Genomic DNA, 22,429 nt, shown 5'->3' on the forward strand with positions numbered 1-22,429 from the left:
ACTTCTTTAAGAAAATATATTGTAACTTACGCCAAAAAAAGCTAAAATAAGAATAAGAATTTTCTGAATATTCTAAGAGTAGGTGATTACATGTCTTTATTGCGCTCACATATATGTAAATTTATAGTTGGTGTTCTCATTATATTTATCATTAGTCCTATTCCTGCATTATTCATTACACATAAATACTCATACATAACTGGCTTTATAAGTATTTTTCATAACTTCGCACAACTTTCTTCTATGACAATTCCAAAGATTGATTGGATGCACGAATCTATCTTTTTCTCAGCAAATCAAATGGTTCATACTTCTAATCATTCAACACCGTTATTCCCTTACATATGGGAAATATATTTTTTATCGGCTGTTCGTTTTACCTTTACTCTTGCAATCGGATTCTTTATCAGCTTAGGGATCGGCCATTTATTTTTTAAAGCACCTCAATCGGTTAAGAAGTTCACTTCTTTATTAAAATGGATACCGTACTCTTTTTGTACTGTATTATTACAATGCTCAGTCTTATTACTACTCCTATACATCACAAAATTGATAAAGCTTCCTTACTACTCATCTTTTATCATCGTTTGTAGTACTTCCATGATTATCGTTATGCAAACAATTAAAAAGTGGGTTCCTTTCTTAAGTAACACAAATGAATATGAAATAAAACAATCTTCTTTCCTTGTAGATACATTGTTTTTAGCGCTTACTTCGAATCACAAATCTATTCTAGGTTCCATTATTCTTTCATTCGTTATTATGGAATGCGTTTTTCATGCAAGCGGACTATTGCAATTTATCGTTCAATTCGGCGGAAATGCACCTGTTATTGTTACAATTAGCTTATTACTTTTGTATATCCCATATTGCATACTCTCTTTCCTTCAAACACTATGGACGACAAATCACGTTAAACAACAATCATACGCTTTAACGAGAAGTATTCCAAAACCTTAATTTGAAATAACCCTCTATAATCTGAAAGTAGGGGGTTATTCCTTTTGTATAGCGGACAAAATAACAGCAAATTCAAAAACAATTGCAGAAACATACCAATATTTACCCTTTTTCTTTGACTATTCTTTTCGTTTGGATTTATTATAAAAGTATAACATAAACGCAGGAGGTGACATCTTTATTCCAAACTACGGAATAGGGAACACACTTGGACATATTAAATATTTTTCTCATCTTTGTACTCATCCTTATTTCCGGCTTTTTCGTTGCATCAGAATTCGCTGTTGTAAAAGTACGAAAAAGTCGAATTGACCAACTTGCAAACGAAGGCAATAAACAAGCTTTAGCTGCAAGAAGTGTCCTATCTAATTTAGATGTTTATTTATCAGCTTGTCAGCTCGGGATTACGATTACTTCTTTAGGCCTCGGTTGGCTCGGTGAACCGACTGTGGAACATTTACTACGACCGCTCTTTGAAAAGATTAATATTACTGGAACAATGGCGAATACTTTATCCTTTATTATAGCTTTTAGTGTTATTACATTTTTCCATGTTGTATTAGGTGAACTAGTTCCAAAGTCTTTCGCCATTCAAAAAGCAGAAGCAATAACACTTAAATTTGCACGACCACTTATTTTATTTGATAAAATTATGTATCCATTCATTTGGCTACTTAATAGTACGGCAATCTTTTTCACAAAACTACTCGGTTTAGAGCCTGCGAAAGAAAATGAACTTGCCCATTCTGAAGAGGAACTACGACTCATTTTAGGTGAAAGTTTCAAAAGCGGAGAAATAAACCAAACCGAATATAAATATGTAAATAATATTTTTGAATTTGACGACCGGGTCGCGAAAGAAATTATGGTCCCTCGTACAGAAATGATTTGCTTATCTACTGAAAATACGTTAGAAGAGAATATGGATATCGTCGCAACTGAAAAGTATACACGCTATCCGATCATCGAAAAAGATAAAGATGATATTATCGGTATGATCAATACGAAAGAAGTCTTTCACGATCAAACGAAAGGCATTCATAAACCACTTGAATCTTACATACATCCAGTACTAACTGTATTTGAAACTGTTCCAATTCGCAAAACATTAGTACATCTACAAAAGAATCGCGTTCAGATGGCAATCGTTATGGATGAATATGGTGGTACTGCTGGACTTTTAACAATGGAAGATATTCTTGAAGAAATTATTGGAGAAATTCAAGATGAGTTTGATGCGGATGAATCACCTATGATTGAAAAACGTACGCCGAAGCTTACTGTTTTAGATGGGAAGGTGCTCATTTCTGAAGTAAATGATATGTTTGGCCTGCATATTGATGATAGCGATTTAGATACAATCGGAGGCTGGCTTCTCTCTCAAGCAGTTGATTTAAATATTGAAGCTGGTTATTCCATTGAATTTGCCGGTTTTCAATTTAAAGCTCTAGAACTTGATGGACATCAAGTGAAAAAAATTGCGGTACATAAATTAGACACGAAGAAGGAGTTATAAAGTGACAGTATTATTAACAATCTGTATCATTGCCTGTTTCATTGTTTCATTTCTCGCCTTTATTTATCCTATCATTCCAGGCATCCTTGCTGTCTGGGCTGGATATTTAATTTACCATTTTGGTATAAATGGCGGAGAACTAACAACTTCCTTTTGGATTATTCAAGTCATTTTCACACTATTTATTTTCATAGCTGATTTTATTGCAAATGGATATTTCTTAAAGAAATACGGGAGTTCTAAATGGGGAGAGCGTGTCGGTATGATTTCTATCATTGTCGGATCTTTCTTCTTCCCACCATTCGGTTTAATTATCATACCGTTCTTATCGGTATTTATTACAGAACTCATGCATAAAAAAGCGCCAAAAGACGCCTTTCTAGTAGGAGTTGCTACTGTAGTTGGTTTTTTAAGCAGTACAGTAGCGAAAGCTATTCTCCAAATCATTATGATTCTCATATTTGTATGTTATATCATCTTTTAACCATCCCAATTTCGGGATGGTTTTTTTAATATGAAATACCTACTCGACTATTCTCATATTTGTTTTCACTACATAGATTCCACGTGAATTGCGCTGTATCACCAACTGTTATTTTCGCTCCCCCTTCTGGTAATACATCTTTTTCAGTTCGATACACTCCTGTCACATCACCGTCTATTAAATGCGTCGGACAAACGACCGTCCAACATAAATTACTACTACTAAGTATCTTATATGCAGCTAAATGATCTTCTGCTGCTGTTGTCATTTTCCTTTTTGACTCAGCTGATTGAAAACGATATAAATTTAGATTTGTTCTTGCTTGTAAAATACCAGCTGTTCCTATTGTAATGATCTTATGAACCCCTACTTCTTCCATTTTCTTTATAATATGTGGCATACTCTTCGCCAATGTCCCATTTTGATCCGTTCCAAGTGCACTAATTACTATATCGCTTCCTTCTATCACTTTCTTTATATCATTTTCATTCCATACATTACCTTCTATAACTCGTAACCTTTCATGATTTATTTCTATTCTATTTAAATCACGCGCTAATGCAGTCACTTCAGCTGCATCCTTTAATGCTAATTTTATTATGTTTGAACCTACTCGACCAGTTGCTCCCAATATACATACTTTCATTTGTTTTCCCCCTTTTTCATTCTTTCTCTATTTTTCAATAATTTTAATCAATTTTCAACAAAAAAGCTTCCTCATATATAAGAGGAAGCTCTATTATTATTTTATTTCTTTTCTTTAGAATCTGTAGATTTCTCAGTTCCACTTGTTTCTTTATCCTTTTTGTCCTCTTGTTGTGTTGTTGTATCGTCTTCTTTCTTCTTGTCCTCACCTTTACTACAACCTACCATTAATAAAGAACTTGCAAGTGCCATAGCAGTTAATGATTTAACCCATTTGTTCATTTGCGTTTCCTCCTTTAGATAGAATATGTACAACCCCCATATTACTCTCTATTTTTAAAGGAAAGATTGAAAAATAGTAAATAAACGGTAAATATTTGTAAATTTTCTGATAATAAATACAGACACCTATTCTTTTTTTCTCCATGAAAAGTAAAAAAACTAAGGCGCCTATCTTTCCGCCTTAGTTTCTTATGCAAACTCCTCATTTTCATATACATGTTTAATCTTATACTCTTTCTTCACAACATATTGCCATACACTATAGGCATAACGATTCATTTTCAGGAAGCAATTTTCTAAAAACGAGCGGAATTCTGGATTCGCAACTTCAACTGCTACTTGAGCGAACTTTAGTGCTAACCGTTTTAAATGCGAAATATAACAAGTTGCAATATGGACATCCCCTGTATATTTACTATCAGTCTCCTTTTCCATTTCATGAAAATGAGATGAAATTGGTTCACAAGTTATATGCTGTACATTCTCTCCTTCTTGAAAATTCACTTGTTCATTATACGCTTGCAACATATATGGTAAATGATGCTGTAATAGCTCCTTTAATTCTTCGTCTCTTACCTTTCCTGTATACTCCCCAACCTTATAAATAAGCATATAACTATACCTCATTAATTCTTTCATACAATCCATGAAAATGCCTCCCTTCTCTTTTGTCTATATGTTATAAATATGATGCTATAACATTTGCTATTCTTGCTAAAAACCAATTCCACTTACTAATTTTCTCAAAGTCTTCTTCTGAAAATCTTTTTGATTTATGAAAGTCTTCTTTTAATCGGCTCCATACGTCAGCAACAACTCTTGTATCATATACGATACAGTTTGATTCACAATTTAAATAAAAACTTCTATTATCAAAATTCGCTGTACCTATATCAACAATTTCTCCATCAATGATTGTTACTTTCCCGTGAAAAAAACCATTCCGATATTGATAGATCTCCGCTCCAGCATGGTTCATCTCTCTCAAATACGGATAGGCGGCTTGTTTTAACAATACTGCGTCGCTTTTAAATGGTACGAGAATTTTCACATTGACACCTCGGTTTAATGCACCTTTTAATTCTTTTATCATTTCTTTACTTGGTACAAAATATGGCGTAGCAATAATTAAAGACTTTTTAGCTTGCTTTAAAAGCGCTCCATATTTTTGCCATAACCCTTTTCCATCTGAAAATAAATATTGATATTTTACATTCCCTATCTCAGGTAAACTTTCATGTACAGGCATTTTTTCTCCCGTATCTTCTTTCCAGTCAGCAGCAAATTTTCTTTCCATATCCGTAGCACCATTCCCATTGACTCTTACATGATAATCACGCCACGGGCCAAATTTCGGATCTTGTCCAAGGTACTCCTTTCCAATGTTAAAGCCGCCGATATATGATACTTTTCCGTCAATCGTAACAATGCGTCTATGGTTTCGTTGATGCAACGAATAGAATAAATGTTTCAATTTAGGTTTTTTACTAAACGTAAACTGGACACCATTGTTTTTTAGTTGACGAATTACCTTTTTCTTCAGCTTATATCCACCTATTCGATCAACTGACAATTTTACTTCTACTCCACTCGATGCCTTTTTCTCAAGCAACTGCAAAAACTCTTGGCTTATTTCATCTTTACCTACAATGTAAAAATGGACATATATGTACTTTTCTGCATTACGTATATCCTCAAATAATTTCTTATATAACTCTTCACCGTTCGTATAAAGTTGAAATTCACCTAATCGAACTTGTCCTAATTCATATTCACTAGCCATTTTTTTCCCCATTTCCACATCGATGTTCATCCATATGAATACACCTATTAAACAAAGGATTACAACGAAAAAGTGTTTCATGGATATTTTCCTTCCTCCACTTACTGTTATTTCTATATCTTCCCTTTTTTAATACAATATCATTCAAGAAAATATGTCATTACATGATATATGTCCATATCAAACGATAGCTCATTTGCATATTGTATGTTGTATCTTAAAATAAAAGGAGGAAATAACAATGGGCTTCGCACATGGTAATGGATTCGCGCTATTAGTCGTATTATTTATCCTCTTAATCATCGTCGGTGCTGCTTGCTTCTGCTAAGTAGTTATCGTCATATGATATGTGGATGAAAAAACTATAAAAGCGGACACCTATTTTTAGGTGTCCGCTTTTCATATGAAAAACATTTCCGTTTGTTATTGTGCCTTTAACGACTACATATTCAACTCAAAAAGTTAATAATGTAGCTACTTTCTTACTCTCCGTCTTACGTATATGGCGTTGTTCTGCACGTAACACAGCAATGCGATGTAATTCTTTCTCTTCTTCTGTTTCAGGGATTACTCGCGGCACTGGAACTGGATTATTTTCCTTACTAAGCGCAACAAAAGTAACAAATGACGTTGCTGCTATACGCTTCTCACCTGAAATTAAATCTTCTGCTACTACCTTCACAAATACTTCCATCGAAGTTCTACCCGTCCAAATTACAAAGGATTCATAACTAACACAATCTGAAGAGCGAACAGGATGTAAGAAATCTACCCAATCCATAGATGCTGTGACACATTCTTTTCTTGCGTGCCTCGTTGCTGAAATAGAAGCAACCATATCCATCTCGGCTAATATCTTCCCACCAAATAGCGTATTATGATCGTTTAAATCTGTTGGAAATACTCGGCTCGTTTTAAACACTCTAGACTCATTCGCTGTTTTCCCTTTCACTTCAGTCATTGTTATCACCTCTTTGATTATTTAACCCGCTATTTGCAGACATTAAGACTCCCACCACAAAATTCAGCTGGAGCAAAGAAGTTCGGTAAGAGTTCTATTTCCAATTAACACTAGAACGGTATGAGCTTACTATCACTACACATTTAATATTAACAACATTCAGAACTCTTAGTCCACAAAAAAGAACCGATGTTATCAATCGGCTCCTCTAAATACATATTGCTCTTTTGGCGGTTCAACCTTATTCCATTTCGTTACTTCTAATACAGGGATATTTGCATGGAACGGCTGATAAAATTCCGTTGATATTTCTCCTTCAACTTGAATCCAATCATCATTTTTCCATTCTACACCTTCTGGTTTTTTTACTAACATACCATATACACCAGAATCCGCTACACAATGTATAATCCCGAAACGGAATAAGAAATATTGTTCTTTTTGAGAAGAGTCATCTTTGAAAACAAACCCTTTAAAAGATAATTTTTTCCCAGTAAACTCGCCAGGATAATTATAAATTGTTTCCATCCCTTTTAGAAAATCTTCATCTTTTAAAGTAATACTATCTTTCGTAACAAACTCTTTTTTCCCCTTTTCCATTACACCACGGTATCCTTCTTTCCCGTAATAAATGCTCGTATCAGGTTTTAGAAATTGCCTTGTCATAAATGGATCTGTACTTTCTGCTTGCGCAACAGGAAAATGAAATCCTTTCGCCTTAACGATATCTGAATCTAACGTTGCAATCGGGAAAAACAATCCTGAGACTATCGGAAAACAAAACAATGTGTACGAAAATGCTTTTTTCCACCATGTATTCTCATCTTTTGAATGATCATGCCCACAATGGCTATGATCGCAACCACAATTGTGCTGTTCTTTTTCTTTTTCTTTTTGATGTTCTTTCTGGAAAACGATAATAATTTGAACAATCGTTAAAAATCCTAAAATAATAGCTGCTGTTTTTGATAAATAGGCATACTTCATATTGATATACTTCGTAATATTACCTGAAATATGAAGCTGCGCAATTAAGATTGTAAAACCTAATAATATATATGCTCGAAACATAACCTACCACCCCATCGCATAAATGAGTAGTGAGCTTGCATAAACAACAAGTGTAACTGTAACTGTAACGACAATTACAAATTTCGTTTTAAATGTCGCAAGCATCATAAACATATTTTTAATATCCACCATCGGTCCATATACGAGGAACGCGACAAGTGACGCTGTTGAAAATGTACTTTGGAATGACGAAGCAATAAATGCATCCGCTTCTGAACAAAGTGATAAAATGTAAGCTAGTCCCATCATAACAGCTGGTGAAGAGAACGGCCCTTGTCCTATAGCAAGAAGTGTTGAAGTTTGTACGAACGTTTGAACTGCCGCTGCAATTAACGCACCTAATACTAAATATTTTCCCATCGAGAAAAATTCCTCAACAGCATGCGTACATACATCCCACATTTTTTTACGTAATGGACGCTTATGATTCACTTCTGGGAAGTGATCATCTCGTAATTGATGTTCTTTAAACATAAATGATAATATAATTCCAACGATTATTGCTACAATAATCGCTACAATAGAACGATACCATACCATGTGCATACTACTTCCAAAGGCAACGTATGTTGCAAATAATACGACTGGATTAATGATTGGTCCAGTTAACATAAATGCAATCCCGGCATATGGCGGAACCCCTTTTCCGATTAATCGCCTAACAATCGGAACGATTCCACATTCACAGCCCGGAAACATCATCCCTAAAAAAGTAGCCATTAAAACAGACAGAAATCGATTTTTCGGCATCCATTTTGCTACCATATCTTCTGTTACAAACATTTGAATGAATCCTGAAATAAATACACCAATGAGCACAAAAGGAAGTGCTTCGATCAATATGGAGATAAAAATTGTATTCATTTGCAGGAATGCTTTCGGTAATTGAAACAATTCCATGATGTATTTCCTCCAACTTTTCATTAACAATATGTAATTTTAACCCCATTTTATGAATTGGACAAGACTTATACGGAATTCACCCCTTTCATATACATTACATTTTATAAGTTATATTCTATTCAAAACTTTGGATTTCATAGCAAAAAAGCTGCTCTAGCGCAGTTACACAACTATGCTAGAGCAGCTTTCTTCTCGTTAAAAGTAACGTTTCTTCCAAAAAACAAATGCTAATGTGAAAGATAGTGTTACACATATTATGAGTACAATTACAAAACCATGTGCTTCCCCTTCAAACGGAACCTTTACGTTCATTCCAAAGAAACTAGAAACCATCGTTGGTAACGATAAAATGATTGTAATAGACGTTAACAGTTTCATAACACTATTTAAATTATTTGATATAACAGAGCTAAAAGTATTCATCATTCCACTTAAAATGTGACTATATATTTCCGCCATTTCAATAGCCTGTTTATTTTCAATTAATACATCTTCTAATAAATCTTGATCGTCTTCATACATTTTTAAAAATGTACTGTTACGCATTAATTTTTGAATTACAATTTTATTCGCCTTTAATGATGTTGTAAAGTAAACTAAACTTTTTTCAAGGCCTAGCAATGTGAAAATCTCTTTATTTTTCATCGACTTATTTAATTGGTGCTCTAAATCGATTGTTTTTCTGTTAATTTGCTTTAAGTATCTTAAATAATAAGTAGAAATCGTATATAAGAGCTGAAGTGCAAAGCGTGTCTTTTTAAACGTATAAAATTCTTTAATACGTTGATTAATAAAACGTTCAAAAATTGGGTTTTCTTCTAAACAAATTGTCACAAAGCAATCTGGCATTACAATCATACCTATTGGAATCGTGTCATAAATCGAATTTCCTTCTTCATCATGTCTAACTGTTGGGATATCCACGATTATTAAAGTATTATTGTCTTCCTTTTCAATACGAGAGCGTTCTTCATCATCTAAAGGGTCTTTAATGAAATCTAAGTCTACATTTAAAGTTTGTACTAGATATTGAATTTCTTCTTCCGTTGGATGAAGTACATTAATCCAGCAACCCTTTTGCATTTCCTCAACCTCTTGTAGTTTTCCGTTTCGGTCTGTTAAATAAATATTTAACATACTATCACCCCGATTCTTTTTACATGTAGGAATCTACCTCTCTTACATAACAGTTTTTGAACCGCCATTCTCAGCATATGAAACATACGTTTAAATTTCAATAGAAAAATTATTTTGAAAACGTTTTTATAAGAAAAATATTCTAAACAAAGAAAAAGACAGAGTGCTCTCTGCCTTAAAAAGCTTATGTTGCCTTTATAACATATTTAGAAAGCATCCACAAGTTAAAGCCAACTGAAATCGTATAACCAGCGTATGTTGAAATAATAAAACTTACATAATCGAAATAAGGAAGCAATACGATATTTAAAACTATCTTCACAATAATACCAATTACTAATCCTAGCACTGTTTTCTGTTGTTGATTAATTCCTTGTAACATCGCAGCTGTAACTGTAAAAAGCGAAAATAGTATACAGGCAGGAGCATAATACTGTAAAATAACTCTCCCCATCTCCGGATCATTTCCGGCACCAAATAAAAGAGTATATACTGGTTTTGCTAACAACATCATTCCAATTGCCGCTGGTACCGTAATTGCTACTACTAATACATTCGTCCTCGTAAAATGTTTGTACAGTAACTTCACATTCCCTGCTGTATAGGCTTTTGTCATCTCAGGTACGAGAGACATACTAAAAGCAGTCGCAACGGAAACCGGGATAAGTACAACCATCTGGACAAGACCAATTATTGCATTAATCTTCTCCGCTTCTCCTTGCATATACCCTATTTGTATAAGTAGTTTATTAATTGTAAATGTATCAATCGTCTGATACAACGGAATTGCTAAACCAACCACAACAAACGGTATTGAATATGTAAAGAGCTCCTTATACAGCGAGAAGAAAGATTTCGTTGTTTGCGGTATACTTGCCATCTCTTTTTTCTTTAAGTGCTTTCTCCTCCTTATGTAATACGCACTTAAAACTGTTAATCCACCTATCGCTCCCATAAAAGCACCGAACGTTGAAATACCAACCGCTAGCGAGATAGAAGCTTTTAAAATATATAAAACGACAAAGCTTCCTATTAATATGGTTAAGACCCGAAAAAATTGCTCAACAACTACACTTAAAGCAGAAGGCCCCATCGATTGAAACCCTTGAAAGAAGCCCCTTAATAAACTCATTACTGGTACAAGTATTAACGCAAAACTTACAATTTGAATATTATTAGTAACCGCTGTTATACTATTCCCCGTTTGATCATTTCCATCGATTACAAGTTTAGCTAAATGTGGAGCTAATATATATAGCGCTAAACATGAGATGACTCCCATTATTAACATAAAAAAGATACCACTCTTAAGTACTCTCTTAACTGTATGATAATCATTCAGTTGATCATATTTTGATACCATTTTTGAAACGGCAAGTGGTAGTCCCATCGTCGCAATGCTGAGCATAATCGTATATGGGCGATAAGCATACGTGTATAAAACGTACCCACTCGTACCGACCATTGCTGTAAACGGTATAACATATATAAACCCTAACATTTTAGATATCATCGTTGCCATCGTTAAAAATATCGTTCCACGTATAAACGGTGACCCTTTCATCACATTCCTCCGCTACGCTTTATTATTACACATTATGGACAACTCCTTTTTTTTAGAACCGAAACAAATAAAAAAAGCCAATGAACAATCATTGACTTTAACGCGCTGCTTTTTTCTTTTTGAAATACTTTAAACCGAAGTATAAAGCAACAAAGAGAACAGCTCCTATAATTATGTAATGTGTGTAATCAGATGCATACTCTTTAATGTGTCTCCAATTTCCACCAAGCTTTTCACCTAAGTAGATAAATAGTATTGACCATGGAATAATCGCAACCACAGTATACAGTGTAAATAGTTTTAATGGCATCTTAGCTAATCCTGCTGGAATAGAGATTGCATGACGTACTACTGGGATAAAGCGTGCAGAAAAGATTACTCCTGCTCCGTAACGCTTAAACCAACCTTCCGCTATGTCTAAATGGTGTTTATTAATAAGTAGATATTTCCCATATTTCTCTACAACCGGACGCCCTCCGTAATATCCAAGCCAGTATAAAAAGATTTGGGCTAAAGTACCACCAATAGTTCCGGCGATAACTGCACCAACAAAACTAATTTTACCATCCGCTACTAAAAATCCAGCATACGAAAGTACAATTTCACTCGGGATAATTTCAATCATTAAAGCTAGCGCTACTCCAAAGTAACCTAAGCTTGCAAAAAATTGCAATAACTGATCTATTATGCTTGCTAACATTTTATTTTCTATCTCCTTTTTTCTTCACATACCATCCCATTATTACATAAAGGTCGCATTCTGCCAATATCTTCATTTCAACAATATTATCGGCATAAGCATGATTAATCTATTAAAGTGTCTTTTTGAGGTTCTTTCATGTAGGCAAACATTTCTTTAATTTGCTCTTCTGTATTTCTAGCAATCGATAAATTAGGCAATTCATTCTCACCAAAAAACTCCACATCTTCTGTTTCAATACTAGTTTTCTTTTCGCCACCAATAATCTTACAGCTAATAAAAATTTTATATACGTGTGTTGCTGAAGGCGATGGTTGATGTTTTTCTTTATCAAATATAGCGAATAGCTTAAAATCATCTACTTCATAACCAGTCTCCTCTAAAACTTCTTTTGCTGCTACTTCTGTTGGCGTATAACCGATATCGGCCCATCCACCTGGCAATGCCCATTTCCCATCACTTTTTTCTTTCACAAATAATAACTTTTCATTTTGAAAAACGACTGCTCTTATATCAACTTTTGGTGTTTGATAGCCTGTCTCACTTGCAAATAATTTCTCTACTATTTCCCAATCTGTCTTTGTGTAATGTGACATCATCGAAATGGAAATATCCCGTAATTGTTGGAAACGCTCTATATCATACACATCTTTAGAATACGTTAAACCCGCTTGGGCTATAGCTTGTATTTGTTTTACCCAATCAATCCATTTTACCGTCATGTTTCCACATCCCCCATACTCTTTTAAGTGAATAGTAAGTCAGTTTTGTTGATACATCTTTATTATACAAAAAAAGAGATTGATAATGTTCCAATCTCTTTCAAAATTAATCTAATTCATGTAAGTGGTCTTGTATATACTTTCTTCTTTTATTTATATATTCATCGATCATATCAGCTTCTTGATCAAATGTTTCTAATTTTTCTTTCATATATGGATCTTGTAGTAAATATGGACGAATCGATTCACACAAACTTTCAACTTTCGGCATCATAAACGAAACGGTAAATTGTTCTTCTAGTATTTCTTCCAAAATACTTCGGTATTGCTTTCTAAATACAGGTATATCTAACAATCTTGCACTTAACGTGTTATAGCCTTGAATGCGAATATACTCATGATTAAGTGGTCTCCCTTGTACATCTCGCCCCCAAGTTGCATCATAATCCCACGGTATCACTTCAAATAAATTTGTTTCATCATTATGATATAGTGCATAGTTATGAACGAAACCATCAAAGTTTTGTGTGAAAATAACGCCAGCTAACCACCTTAAATATTTATCAACATGTAGAAACTTTCCAATTTCTTTTTCATAAGCTTCCCTCGACAAAGCATTCGCTTGAAATACAAATTCACTCAGTTGTTCTTCACTATTTTTATTCGAATATTTAAATTCATAACCCGCAAAGAGCTCGGTCTTAACATCTTTATCTCTCTCACTCATTAAAGAAAAATTCGCATCATCATCTATTGCATAATAAATAGAACCACTTGGTAATCCTCTATTTTTCAAAAAGTTTTCATCAACTGATTCTAACTGTAAATATACACCTTGAATTTGACCATTAATTTTTATAAATACATGTTGTGATTTTGGTGAAAGTACACCAATATCATGAAAAAAGTCTAAAGATAATTTGTTTCGTATGAGAGACGGATCCATAAACTCAGAATTTAAATGAATTTCTTTCGCACCTTGAAATTTTTTCGGTTTATAAAACATAACATGATAAGACTTTTTCTCAAACTCACGAATATGAGCCCCCCGGTATACGATATCAATATCATACTTCTTTTTTCCATAAGTTAATTTTGCTGGCACTGGACTATCTGACCAAATGTCTTTTTTTAATTCCACTAAGTACATTGGATGAATAAAAAAATCATATGAAGGTAGCATGTTTTCTCATCCCTTCTCAGTTCTCTTCATTCAATGTATGCGCCTTGTCTTGTCCATACATCCGCTATCATCCATTTATATAAAATTACACTCTTGTCTTGTTCAGAAAGACGTCATATCTCATATCATGTTAAGGAAAAAGAATACCTTTTCACCTGAATACATGATAAGGAGGATTTCTATGAAACGTGATATTAGAAAAGCTGTTGAAGAAATCAAAAGTGCTGGGATGGAGGATTTCTTACACCAAGATCCAAGTACTTTTGAGTGCGATGATGATAAATTCTCTCATCATCGATGTACAACAGGTTGTAAATGTACAACTGGGGGTAAATGTCCAAGAACAAGATGTACTCGCGTGAAACATTGTACTTTTATTACAAAATGTACGCACGTAAAAAAATGGACATTTGTTACAAAATGTACTCGTGTGCGCGTTCAAAAATGGACATTCGTTACGAAAGTGACTCGTAGAAAAGAATGCGTTTTAGTTACAAAACGTACTCGTAGAAAACATTGTACTTTCGTTACAAAATGCATACGCTTTGAAAAGAAATTTTTCTGGACAAAACGAAGTTTCTGTAAAAAATGCGAATTCTTCCCGCATAGAGACGGTCACTCGTGCGATGATTCATGTGATCATGGCAGAGACTGTCACGATAATGGACACAAATGGAATGATTGCAAAGGCGGACATAAATTCCCATCTTGCAAAAACAAGAAATTCGATCACTTCTGGTATAAAAAACGTAATTGCTAGTTTTTATGCCTACAAAAAAAGGCCGTTTTGCGGCCTTTTTTACGTTCATTGAAAATGACTTATATCTGCAAATTGCTTCACTTCACCTTTATCTTCTTCAAATTCTATTATACTTAGACTAGCACTATGCATAAATGGATCATCCCACACATTTTCTATTTCAATACCTGCAAAATGTCCTACAAGTAGTTTTGCCGCTGCCGCATGGGAAACAATTAATATACTTTCTCCTTTATGCTTTTCTAAAAGAAGTTGTATCCCCTCAATTACCCTTTTATAAACAGACTCAAAATTTTCTCCTGATGTTGACTGAAAAAGATGTGGCTCATACCAAAACAATTGTATTTCATCTGGGTATTCCCTTTCTATATCAGCGACTGTCTGTCCTTCCCATATACCCATGTTAATTTCATAGAAATGCTCATCCGCTATTATCGGTATATCACGATCGCCCTTTATTAACTCTGCAGTATGAAGGGTTCTTTCACTCGGACTACTGTAGATCGCATGGATAGATAAATCTTTCATTCGGTCTCCTAATTGCTTTGCTTGTAACATACCATTTTCAGTTAAAGCAGAATTTTTCCGGCCTTGCATTCGTTTCGATACATTCCATTCCGTCTCACCGTGCCTTGTTACATATACAGTTGTCTTCATTTCACATTCCCCCTTATCATTTTGGCCGCAATTCCCACGGTTCTACTCGTCCTACAATCCATTCATCACATTTATTCTCAATTCCTTTTATTACCCCATCCGATATTTCTTCATGGGTAAGCCATCTCCCGTATGTATCTTCTAATATAAAACCTAATATTATTCTATGGTAGCTACATCGCGTACCACCTATTTTTTGTGCGGGTATACGCGACGCTTTACTACCTAAAATATGAAAAACGTTGTATGTTTCAGACAACAAATCCACTTCTCTACAAATGAATGACAACGTATCCTTCGCACTTGCGTGTACCCATGCGACAACTAATGTCATGGGGCCATTCCGCTCAATTGTACTTTTAATAGCTAGCTTTACATCGTCATCATTATGATAATCTAACGGAAGACATGTGATACTTTCTGGCGCAGCACTCTCTCGCTTAACATTTTCTAATTTCACTTTATCTCGTCCAATAATAGAAACATGAAATCCTTGCTCACAAAGCCACATAGAAACTCTCTTTAGCATTCCTGTTCCACCAATTACTAGCGCATGCAACTTCTTCCACCCTTAGTAAAATGTCATATGAGACTTATCTTCCCTATAATAGTTCAGTCGGTCTTGCAATGTCCCTGAATGAAATTCAAACTTATGGCCGTCAGGATCAACAAAATATATAGACTTACAATCCCTTACATCCCGTTCTCTTCCTTGTAAAATATGAACATCGTTTTCTTCTAATCGTTGCAGTAGACGTTCAAAGTCTTTCTGTTCAACTGAAAACGCAATATGCGTATAAGATTGATGAATCTCATTTCTCGGAATATGTGTTTCTTCATTAAGTGCTACCCATACCCCACATATATTAAAATACGCAAGTTTTCTCCCTTTAACTAATAATTCTCCTTCTAGTACTTTTTCGTAAAATATAATAGATTTTTCTAAATTAGACACTGAAAAACAAAGATGATTGATTCCCTTTAACAACTCTAATTCCTCCTATACAAATAAAAGATGAGCGAAAATTCACTCATCTTTTATTATACTATTTCTTTGTAATATATGCCCATTTATAACTGAAGTCCCCACCAAACGTATGATTCGCAATACCTTTTACGTATGGCTTCTCTAAGTAAGCCGTACTTTGTTGGTACGTAGGAGAAATGGCAGCATCTTGACCAATTAAGATTTTTTCAGCTTCTGCAAGGGCATTCCAGCGTGCTTTATCATCTTTTAATAGCTCTCCTTTTGATTTCGCTACTAAATCATCATACTTCGGATTAGAATAATCCATTTCATTAAATGAGCTTCCAGTAACAAACATATCAATATAAGTCATTGGATCTGGATAGTCCGGACTCCATGCAGATAATGAGAATTCATATTCAAATTTCTTTTCTAACTCTAGCTTTTGCTTATATGGTTGTTGTTTCAAATTCACTTTAATACCAGGTAAATTTTTCTCTAACTCTTCTTTAATAAAGTCACCCACTTTTTTACGGCTACCGTTATCATCATTTAGAAATTCTACTGTAATTGTATCTTGGCCAAGCTCTTTCTTCGCTTCTTCCCATAATTTTTTTGCTTTTTCAGCATTATCTTTGCTGTCACGGAAATTTTTATTTACAGTACGGAAATCTTTCCCATCTGGTCCTGTCGTAAATTTCTCAGGTACTAAGAAATATGCTGGTAATGATCCGTCATTTAAAATAACATTTGCAATTCCTTTTTTATCGTATGCCAGATCAATCGCTTCACGAACTTTTTGGTTTTTAAACGTTGCATTTTTCTGGTTAAAACGTAAGAAATACATACGTGGATCTAACTTCGTTTTAAATTCATCCGGCTTATTCTTTTTATACTTATCAACAAATTCAGAACTTAAAATAACACGGTCCGCTTGATCACTATCATATAAGTTTACTCCCGTGCTCGTTTCCTTCACAATATTTACATTAATTTCTTCTAACTTCACAGTATCTTTATCCCAATAATTAGGGTTTTTCTTTAACTGATAACTTCGTTCATGTTTCCATTCACTCATCGTAAATGGTCCATTATATAATAGTTTATCTGCTTCTAATGCATATTTATCCCCTTGTTCTTTCACATATTTTTCATTTAAAGGGAAAAATGTAGGGAATGAAGTAAGCTCAAGGAAATATGGTGCTGGCTGTTCTAATTCTACTACTAACGTTTTATCATCCTTCGCTTTCACTCCTAATTGATCTAGCGGTAATTCTCCTTTATTTACTTTCTGTGCATTTTTCACATCAAATAAAATAAATGCATATTCTGCCGCTATTGCTTTATCTAATGTACGTTGCCATGCATATACAAAATCTTGTGCTCGAACTGGATCACCATTTGACCATTTCGCATCACGTAATTCAAATGTATATGTCTTTTTATCTTCACTAATCTTCACATCTTTTGCCATGCCTGGTGTTGGTTTATTATCCTTATCTAAACGATATAACCCTTCCATTGCATTTACAAAGGCACGGAATGATACAGAGTCTGTTGATTTTGACGTATCCATTGAAGGGATTTCTGCTGTTTCTAGTAAGTTTAATACTTGCTTATCTGCTGCTCCCTTATTCGATTCTTTCTTCGTTGTCGAAGCCTTCTCACCATTCCCACATCCTGCAACCAATACACTCGTCGTTAACGCAAGTGCAGCAATTGTTGTTGTCTTTCTCTTCATTCTTCCTTCCCCCAATCTATATGTATAAATGAAAGCCAGTATAATATATATTATTATACAAAAGATTCAGATTATTTCAAATATTATTTTTGTACAGTAAAAAAAGAAGCTGATAGAAAACTCTTCTATCCACTTCTTTTTCTATTTCTTTTACTTGTAATCCATCCTCTATATCAAATGGGTTTTGAACTTTAAATATTTCGTCCATTATCTTCAAAAATTCTTCCTCATTTTTAGATTCGCCGTTAATCGTAAGTGAGTACGGCTCAATCTCACCCAATTTATAATCAACAATAAATTGGATTTTCACCTTTTTCCTTGGCATATCAGGACTAGTCCCTTGAAATTCTACTAATTCTAACCCTTCCGTTCCACGATAATATACCCAACCTGGATTTCTAAAGTAACTTTCAAACGATTCACCAATGGAAAAGAACGGATATTCATAAAGCGAGCTTGTACGAACTTTTTGAATAATATCTCGATCCGTCGGGAAAAAGAAATGGCTGAAAAAAATACTAGCAACCGCTAAAATCGTAACGATCGTTGCTCCCATTTTACTCGTTCCACCACTATCACGGATGAGATAATTTTCAACCGATTCATCTTGAATTTCTCGTGCTTTTATTCGATATATACGCCTTTCTGCAAATTGATAATATAATCCATTCGCAAAAATCGCCATTCCAAATAAAATAAAAACGAGTAATAGAAACGTAAGAGGCACCATATTAATGATTGGTAACGCTACGTTGAAGCCCATATAATAAGAAAACGCATCACATGCTACTAATAACAGTAAAAATAATGCTGCTGGTACATAATACTTACGATATCCAAGCCAACCCACATTGAAAATAGCAGCCCAACCATTCCAGCTCCACCTAGCAATCCGCTTATCCTCAAGTTCCCATTTCTTTTTGTAATACCGATATTGTCTACCTACATATACTTCTAATTCCTTGTCTATTAGCGAGCATCCTTCACCTTGTTCAGAATGCAAAGTCCACTGGCAACTTTCACAATTCAACTGATCTCCCTCACAAAGTTGCCCACAATTTATACATTTCAAAACAATCCCTCTTCCCATCCATACGTCATTTCAAAATACCTTCGTGATTTAATAACCACTCTTTCCTCCATAAACCGCCCGCATACCCAACAAGCTTCCCACTCTTTCCTATTACACGATGACACGGAACGATAATTGAAATTGGATTACGACTATTTGCTCCTCCTATCGCTCGTACAGCTTTCGTATTTCCGACCTTCTCTGCAATATCTAAATATGAAGCACTTACGCCATAAGGGATAGTATAGAGCGCATCCCATACATTTTTTTGAAATGCTGTTCCCTCAGCAGACAGCGGGACCGTAAACTCTTTTCTTTTCCCCTTAAAATATTCATCTAGCTCATTTATACATTGATCTATTATTTCATTTTTATGTTCTTCTTGTCTCTCATCAACAAATATAACAGACGTAATTCCTTTATCGTTCGCTGTAATTTCCAGCAAGCCTAATTCACTTTCATAATAAGCCTGGTACATATGTCATCCTCCAATTCAATTCATATTAATTATTGTAACACGAATAGACAAAATTTTTCGTATAAGCGTTTTATTAGGGAAACAAAAACAAGAATGATACAATGTAAGAAAATTCGATCTAGGAGGCTATGATGAATTCTGAACTTTTTTCACCTTATACAATTAAGGACGTTACATTAAAAAACCGTATCGTTATGTCACCTATGTGCATGTATTCATCAGAAAACGAGGATGGCCAAGTAACTAATTTCCATCACGTTCATTACGGAACAAGAGCTGCTGGTCAAGTTGGTTTAGTTATGATCGAAGCAACAGCCGTGTTACCTGAAGGAAGAATTTCTAATAAAGACCTAGGTATATGGGATGATAGCCTAATTGAAGGCTTACATAAAACGACAACTTTTATACATGATAACGGCGCAAAAGCCGCCATTCAACTTGCTCACGCCGGAAGAAAAGCTGAATTAGAAACGGATGCTCTCGCTCCATCCGCAATTCCGTTTAATGAAACTATGAAAATCCCGGTAGAAATGAGTATACAGCAAATAAAAAAGACCATATTAGCTTTTCAAGAGGCTGCAATACGATCCAAACAAGCTGGATTTGACGTTATTGAAATACACGGCGCTCACGGTTATCTTATTAATGAATTTCTTTCTCCACTTTCTAATAAACGGACTGATGAATATGGAGGTTCACCTGAAAATCGCTATCGTTTCTTACGTGAAATCATTGACTCAATAAATAAAGTTTGGAACGGACCGTTATTTATTCGTATTTCAGCAAACGATTATCATCCTGACGGTTTAACGGTTCAAGATTACGTTCCATATACAAACTGGATGAAAGAACAAGGAGTAGATTTAATTGATTGTAGTTCTGGAGCTGTTGTTCCGGCACACATCGATGTATATCCCGGGTATCAAGTGCAATATGCTAAACATATTAAAGAACATGCTAACATTGCAACTGGGGCTGTTGGTTTGATTACGACTGGAGTACAGGCAGAACAAATTTTAAATAATAACGAAGCAGATTTAATTTTTATCGGACGTGAGTTACTTCGCAATCCTTACTTCCCAAGAATAGCCGCCAATGAACTTAGCTTTGAGTTAGAAGAACCGTATCAATACAAACGAGCACCGGGGAAAATCCATACGAATAAATAAAACCGAGAATAATATGTACTACTGAATCTAGAAGAATAAAAAGTATACTATAAGATAACGTATGTTATTTCATAATATCGTTTTAAGGTGAATCAACATTTTGCTTGATACACCTATTTTTTTATGTATTTATCTCCCGTTCTGAATATGTGACAGAGTTAAAAATCGAATTCCACAATCGTGATTACGAAAAAAACAATTTCTCAGATTAAGTGAGAAATTGTTTTTTGATATAGTAGTATTCTACATATTAATTCGTGTGTTTAGTTTGAAACTCCAACAATTTTAATTATCATTTACAAATAAGAACGATGCACTGGCCATGAACAAGGTGGATACCATTCTTCTTCGTAAAACACTTGCTTAATTCCATTTTGCACCATTTCTTTTTTACTCATTCGTATATCCTCCTTTTGCAAATCTCCCCAAAATACGGAATAGTACATATAGGACTTTTATATCTTCGGAACCCAGTTCCCTTCAGGTTTTACTCAAACAGATATAAAAACAGATTATTTCCAAATAGAAAGTATATTCTATTTGATTTATTGGCATTACAAACAATGGATATATAATAGTAGTATATTTTCAAATGAGGTGAAACATTCTTATAACACGAAATCATCCGTTTGTATAATACGACTCTAAAAATAGCATTGCAATAAACGAGGTCACTTGTCGTATAAGATCAAGAGTGTTGGAGGCGTATAAAGTGAAACTTTAATCCGCGGGGGTTTGCTGTCGACAAATAGCGGGATAAAAATGCGATTTGCATAATAAATTATCGTAAAAAAGGAGTGGGCTTCCCACTCCTTTTTTACTTTCTTATAATTGTTAAACTACATGTATTTACTATTCATTCAAGATTCAAACTTTTTTTAAATACATGCCATTTTTTCGTTTTTTATTCTATCGTTGTAATTTCATTTGAGTTATAAATATAAATACCCGTTTCTTCTCGCAATGCAGTGATATACATCCCTTTCGCCACATCTTTCGCTGAAATTGGTTTATACTTTTTGAAAGCCCCTTTAAATATAAAAGGAATGATACGAGACAGCTTTTCAGCCATTCGTTCACCGAAACGAAATTCTTGTCGATTTCCTACTAATAAAGATGGCCTAAAAATGTGAATACCACCAATGACTAACTTTTGTAATTCCTCTTCCATTCTCCCTTTAACTTGCGAATAAAAGAAGAACGATTTAGGTTTTGCTCCCATTGAGGACACAACAAGGAAATTTTGTACCCCTTGTTTTTCAGCTAAACAAGCAGCTCGTAACGTATATTCATAATCTACCTTTTTGAAATTTGCCTTTGTTTTTGCTTTTTTGATTGTTGTTCCTAGACAACTAAATACGTCATCTACAGCAAAAAACTCTTTATATTCCTCTAACATCGAAAAATCTATTTGCTTTTGCTGTAACTTTTCATGTTGCCATTGCATTGGTTCCCTTACAAAAATAGTAACCGAATCGTAGTAATCTGATTCAAGTAATAGACGCGTTATCTCTTGTCCAACTAAACCACTTGCACCAAGTACTAACGCTGTTCGCTTATTCATATATGCATATACCTCTTATTTTACTTTTCTCTCCTTCAGTAAAATACAACTTTTAGGAGTTTCCTTCTCTCATTTTACCACAAGTAAAGCACTATGCGTACGCATAGTGC

At 34.4% G+C, this 22,429-nt stretch carries 25 protein-coding genes and 1 pseudogene; 6 read left to right on the forward strand and 20 right to left on the reverse strand.

Annotated elements, in window-relative coordinates; all coding sequences use genetic code 11:
* Positions 1–90 precede the first annotated feature (90 nt).
* The 3 genes from ILT06_RS19310 to ILT06_RS19320 all read left to right on the forward strand — a co-directional run bounded on the left by ILT06_RS19310 (position 91) and on the right by ILT06_RS19320 (position 2,960).
* Entirely contained in the window at positions 91–960 is an 870-nt protein-coding gene (locus ILT06_RS19310) for a hypothetical protein (protein ID WP_222655374.1), read from the forward strand.
* A 208-nt stretch (positions 961–1,168) separates the two neighbouring features.
* A complete protein-coding gene (locus ILT06_RS19315) occupies positions 1,169–2,476 on the forward strand; it encodes a hemolysin family protein (RefSeq protein WP_046959212.1) in 1,308 nt (435 codons plus the stop codon).
* A 1-nt stretch (position 2,477) separates the two neighbouring features.
* Complete coding sequence (locus ILT06_RS19320; RefSeq protein ID WP_000217333.1) at positions 2,478–2,960, forward strand: DUF456 domain-containing protein; 483 nt, start codon at positions 2,478–2,480, stop codon at positions 2,958–2,960.
* 25 nt (positions 2,961–2,985) lie between these two features.
* On the opposite strand, the gene ILT06_RS19325 is transcribed toward ILT06_RS19320, so the two are convergent.
* The 4 genes from ILT06_RS19325 to cls all read right to left on the reverse strand — a co-directional run bounded on the left by ILT06_RS19325 (position 2,986) and on the right by cls (position 5,751).
* Entirely contained in the window at positions 2,986–3,606 is a 621-nt protein-coding gene (locus ILT06_RS19325; RefSeq protein WP_000861614.1) for an NAD(P)-dependent oxidoreductase, read from the reverse strand.
* Positions 3,607–3,707: 101 nt separating this feature from the next.
* The gene (locus ILT06_RS19330; protein WP_001045960.1) at positions 3,708–3,887 is read right to left on the reverse strand and encodes a hypothetical protein; all 180 of its coding nucleotides are present in this window, start codon (positions 3,885–3,887) and stop codon (positions 3,708–3,710) included.
* 189 nt (positions 3,888–4,076) lie between these two features.
* Positions 4,077–4,535 carry a spore coat protein gene (locus ILT06_RS19335; RefSeq protein WP_000340554.1) on the reverse strand — a complete coding sequence of 153 codons (459 nt, stop codon included), beginning with the start codon at positions 4,533–4,535 and terminating at the stop codon, positions 4,077–4,079.
* A gap of 31 nt (positions 4,536–4,566) precedes the next feature.
* The gene (cls, locus tag ILT06_RS19340) at positions 4,567–5,751 is read right to left on the reverse strand and encodes a cardiolipin synthase (RefSeq protein WP_064474179.1); all 1,185 of its coding nucleotides are present in this window, start codon (positions 5,749–5,751) and stop codon (positions 4,567–4,569) included.
* Positions 5,752–5,911: 160 nt separating this feature from the next.
* Between cls and ILT06_RS19345 the strand changes: the two genes are divergently transcribed.
* Positions 5,912–5,998, forward strand: a complete 87-nt coding sequence (locus ILT06_RS19345) for a YjcZ family sporulation protein (protein WP_000505094.1) — start codon at positions 5,912–5,914, stop codon at positions 5,996–5,998.
* Between the two features lie 126 nt (positions 5,999–6,124).
* Here ILT06_RS19345 and ILT06_RS19350 read toward each other — a convergent pair whose 3' ends face one another.
* The 8 genes from ILT06_RS19350 to cotH form a co-directional block, all read right to left on the reverse strand.
* Entirely contained in the window at positions 6,125–6,631 is a 507-nt protein-coding gene (locus tag ILT06_RS19350; protein ID WP_222655375.1) for an acyl-CoA thioesterase, read from the reverse strand.
* A 195-nt stretch (positions 6,632–6,826) separates the two neighbouring features.
* A complete protein-coding gene (locus ILT06_RS19355) occupies positions 6,827–7,702 on the reverse strand; it encodes a TIGR03943 family putative permease subunit (protein WP_064474180.1) in 876 nt (291 codons plus the stop codon).
* Positions 7,703–7,705: 3 nt separating this feature from the next.
* Positions 7,706–8,602 (reverse strand): permease, encoded by an 897-nt coding sequence (locus ILT06_RS19360; protein WP_000418724.1) that lies wholly within the window; start codon positions 8,600–8,602, stop codon positions 7,706–7,708.
* 198 nt (positions 8,603–8,800) lie between these two features.
* Positions 8,801–9,742 (reverse strand): magnesium transporter CorA family protein, encoded by a 942-nt coding sequence (locus ILT06_RS19365; protein WP_000932392.1) that lies wholly within the window; start codon positions 9,740–9,742, stop codon positions 8,801–8,803.
* A gap of 184 nt (positions 9,743–9,926) precedes the next feature.
* Positions 9,927–11,306 carry a putative polysaccharide biosynthesis protein gene (locus ILT06_RS19370; RefSeq protein ID WP_002096686.1) on the reverse strand — a complete coding sequence of 460 codons (1,380 nt, stop codon included), beginning with the start codon at positions 11,304–11,306 and terminating at the stop codon, positions 9,927–9,929.
* 97 nt (positions 11,307–11,403) lie between these two features.
* Positions 11,404–12,006: an undecaprenyl phosphate transporter UptA gene (gene uptA, locus ILT06_RS19375; protein WP_000881202.1), complete on the reverse strand. Its 603-nt coding sequence runs from the start codon at positions 12,004–12,006 to the stop codon at positions 11,404–11,406.
* Positions 12,007–12,110: 104 nt separating this feature from the next.
* Positions 12,111–12,728, reverse strand: coding sequence for an NUDIX hydrolase N-terminal domain-containing protein (locus tag ILT06_RS19380; protein ID WP_222655376.1), 618 nt, complete (start codon positions 12,726–12,728; stop codon positions 12,111–12,113).
* Positions 12,729–12,834: 106 nt separating this feature from the next.
* Positions 12,835–13,911 carry a spore coat protein CotH gene (gene cotH, locus ILT06_RS19385; RefSeq protein WP_000937986.1) on the reverse strand — a complete coding sequence of 359 codons (1,077 nt, stop codon included), beginning with the start codon at positions 13,909–13,911 and terminating at the stop codon, positions 12,835–12,837.
* Between the two features lie 181 nt (positions 13,912–14,092).
* Between cotH and exsB the strand changes: the two genes are divergently transcribed.
* Positions 14,093–14,671 (forward strand): exosporium protein ExsB, encoded by a 579-nt coding sequence (gene exsB / locus ILT06_RS19390; protein WP_000817494.1) that lies wholly within the window; start codon positions 14,093–14,095, stop codon positions 14,669–14,671.
* A 45-nt stretch (positions 14,672–14,716) separates the two neighbouring features.
* Here the strand turns inward: exsB and ILT06_RS19395 are convergent, their stop codons facing one another.
* From ILT06_RS19395 to ILT06_RS19420, 6 genes are all read right to left on the reverse strand, one after another.
* On the reverse strand, positions 14,717–15,328 hold the full coding sequence (locus ILT06_RS19395; RefSeq protein WP_064474182.1) for a phosphoserine phosphatase 1: 612 nt from the start codon (positions 15,326–15,328) through the stop codon (positions 14,717–14,719).
* 16 nt (positions 15,329–15,344) lie between these two features.
* Positions 15,345–15,887, reverse strand: coding sequence for a short-chain dehydrogenase (locus ILT06_RS19400; protein ID WP_222655377.1), 543 nt, complete (start codon positions 15,885–15,887; stop codon positions 15,345–15,347).
* A gap of 12 nt (positions 15,888–15,899) precedes the next feature.
* Positions 15,900–16,316, reverse strand: coding sequence for a FosBx1 family fosfomycin resistance bacillithiol transferase (gene fosB / locus ILT06_RS19405; RefSeq protein ID WP_000911696.1), 417 nt, complete (start codon positions 16,314–16,316; stop codon positions 15,900–15,902).
* 58 nt (positions 16,317–16,374) lie between these two features.
* Entirely contained in the window at positions 16,375–18,036 is a 1,662-nt protein-coding gene (locus ILT06_RS19410; protein ID WP_064474185.1) for a peptide ABC transporter substrate-binding protein, read from the reverse strand.
* A 76-nt stretch (positions 18,037–18,112) separates the two neighbouring features.
* The gene (locus ILT06_RS19415; protein WP_081257109.1) at positions 18,113–19,126 is read right to left on the reverse strand and encodes a DUF2628 domain-containing protein; all 1,014 of its coding nucleotides are present in this window, start codon (positions 19,124–19,126) and stop codon (positions 18,113–18,115) included.
* Between the two features lie 7 nt (positions 19,127–19,133).
* Positions 19,134–19,586 carry a methylated-DNA--[protein]-cysteine S-methyltransferase gene (locus tag ILT06_RS19420; RefSeq protein WP_064474187.1) on the reverse strand — a complete coding sequence of 151 codons (453 nt, stop codon included), beginning with the start codon at positions 19,584–19,586 and terminating at the stop codon, positions 19,134–19,136.
* A gap of 131 nt (positions 19,587–19,717) precedes the next feature.
* On the opposite strand from ILT06_RS19420, the gene namA reads away from it, so the two are divergent.
* Positions 19,718–20,755 (forward strand): NADPH dehydrogenase NamA, encoded by a 1,038-nt coding sequence (gene namA, locus ILT06_RS19425; RefSeq protein ID WP_064474188.1) that lies wholly within the window; start codon positions 19,718–19,720, stop codon positions 20,753–20,755.
* A 323-nt stretch (positions 20,756–21,078) separates the two neighbouring features.
* On the opposite strand, the pseudogene ILT06_RS19430 reads toward namA, so the two are convergent.
* A pseudogene (locus tag ILT06_RS19430) lies at positions 21,079–21,153 on the reverse strand (DinB family protein); the annotation flags it as partial.
* A gap of 506 nt (positions 21,154–21,659) precedes the next feature.
* Complete coding sequence (locus tag ILT06_RS19435) at positions 21,660–22,319, reverse strand: oxidoreductase (protein WP_048559679.1); 660 nt, start codon at positions 22,317–22,319, stop codon at positions 21,660–21,662.
* Positions 22,320–22,429 lie beyond the last annotated feature (110 nt).

This window comes from Bacillus sp. 17RED48, assembly GCF_019837545.1.
GTDB lineage: Bacteria > Bacillota > Bacilli > Bacillales > Bacillaceae_G > Bacillus_A > Bacillus_A wiedmannii.

Excerpts from the sequence above, each read along its gene's own strand:
- ILT06_RS19310 (WP_222655374.1), top strand. The coding sequence starts at position 91 with ATGTCTTTATTGCGCTCACATATATGTAAATTTATAGTTGGTGTTCTC.
- ILT06_RS19325 (WP_000861614.1), bottom strand. The coding sequence starts at position 3,606 with ATGAAAGTATGTATATTGGGAGCAACTGGTCGAGTAGGTTCAAACATA.
- ILT06_RS19330 (WP_001045960.1), bottom strand. The coding sequence starts at position 3,887 with ATGAACAAATGGGTTAAATCATTAACTGCTATGGCACTTGCAAGTTCT.
- ILT06_RS19335 (WP_000340554.1), bottom strand. The coding sequence starts at position 4,535 with ATGGATTGTATGAAAGAATTAATGAGGTATAGTTATATGCTTATTTAT.
- cls (WP_064474179.1), bottom strand. The coding sequence starts at position 5,751 with ATGAAACACTTTTTCGTTGTAATCCTTTGTTTAATAGGTGTATTCATA.
- ILT06_RS19345 (WP_000505094.1), top strand. The coding sequence starts at position 5,912 with ATGGGCTTCGCACATGGTAATGGATTCGCGCTATTAGTCGTATTATTT.
- ILT06_RS19350 (WP_222655375.1), bottom strand. The coding sequence starts at position 6,631 with ATGACTGAAGTGAAAGGGAAAACAGCGAATGAGTCTAGAGTGTTTAAA.
- ILT06_RS19355 (WP_064474180.1), bottom strand. The coding sequence starts at position 7,702 with ATGTTTCGAGCATATATATTATTAGGTTTTACAATCTTAATTGCGCAG.
- ILT06_RS19360 (WP_000418724.1), bottom strand. The coding sequence starts at position 8,602 with ATGGAATTGTTTCAATTACCGAAAGCATTCCTGCAAATGAATACAATT.
- ILT06_RS19365 (WP_000932392.1), bottom strand. The coding sequence starts at position 9,742 with ATGTTAAATATTTATTTAACAGACCGAAACGGAAAACTACAAGAGGTT.
- ILT06_RS19370 (WP_002096686.1), bottom strand. The coding sequence starts at position 11,306 with ATGAAAGGGTCACCGTTTATACGTGGAACGATATTTTTAACGATGGCA.
- uptA (WP_000881202.1), bottom strand. The coding sequence starts at position 12,006 with ATGTTAGCAAGCATAATAGATCAGTTATTGCAATTTTTTGCAAGCTTA.
- ILT06_RS19380 (WP_222655376.1), bottom strand. The coding sequence starts at position 12,728 with ATGACGGTAAAATGGATTGATTGGGTAAAACAAATACAAGCTATAGCC.
- cotH (WP_000937986.1), bottom strand. The coding sequence starts at position 13,911 with ATGCTACCTTCATATGATTTTTTTATTCATCCAATGTACTTAGTGGAA.
- exsB (WP_000817494.1), top strand. The coding sequence starts at position 14,093 with ATGAAACGTGATATTAGAAAAGCTGTTGAAGAAATCAAAAGTGCTGGG.
- ILT06_RS19395 (WP_064474182.1), bottom strand. The coding sequence starts at position 15,328 with ATGAAGACAACTGTATATGTAACAAGGCACGGTGAGACGGAATGGAAT.
- ILT06_RS19410 (WP_064474185.1), bottom strand. The coding sequence starts at position 18,036 with ATGAAGAGAAAGACAACAACAATTGCTGCACTTGCGTTAACGACGAGT.
- ILT06_RS19415 (WP_081257109.1), bottom strand. The coding sequence starts at position 19,126 with ATGGGAAGAGGGATTGTTTTGAAATGTATAAATTGTGGGCAACTTTGT.
- ILT06_RS19420 (WP_064474187.1), bottom strand. The coding sequence starts at position 19,586 with ATGTACCAGGCTTATTATGAAAGTGAATTAGGCTTGCTGGAAATTACA.
- namA (WP_064474188.1), top strand. The coding sequence starts at position 19,718 with ATGAATTCTGAACTTTTTTCACCTTATACAATTAAGGACGTTACATTA.
- ILT06_RS19435 (WP_048559679.1), bottom strand. The coding sequence starts at position 22,319 with ATGAATAAGCGAACAGCGTTAGTACTTGGTGCAAGTGGTTTAGTTGGA.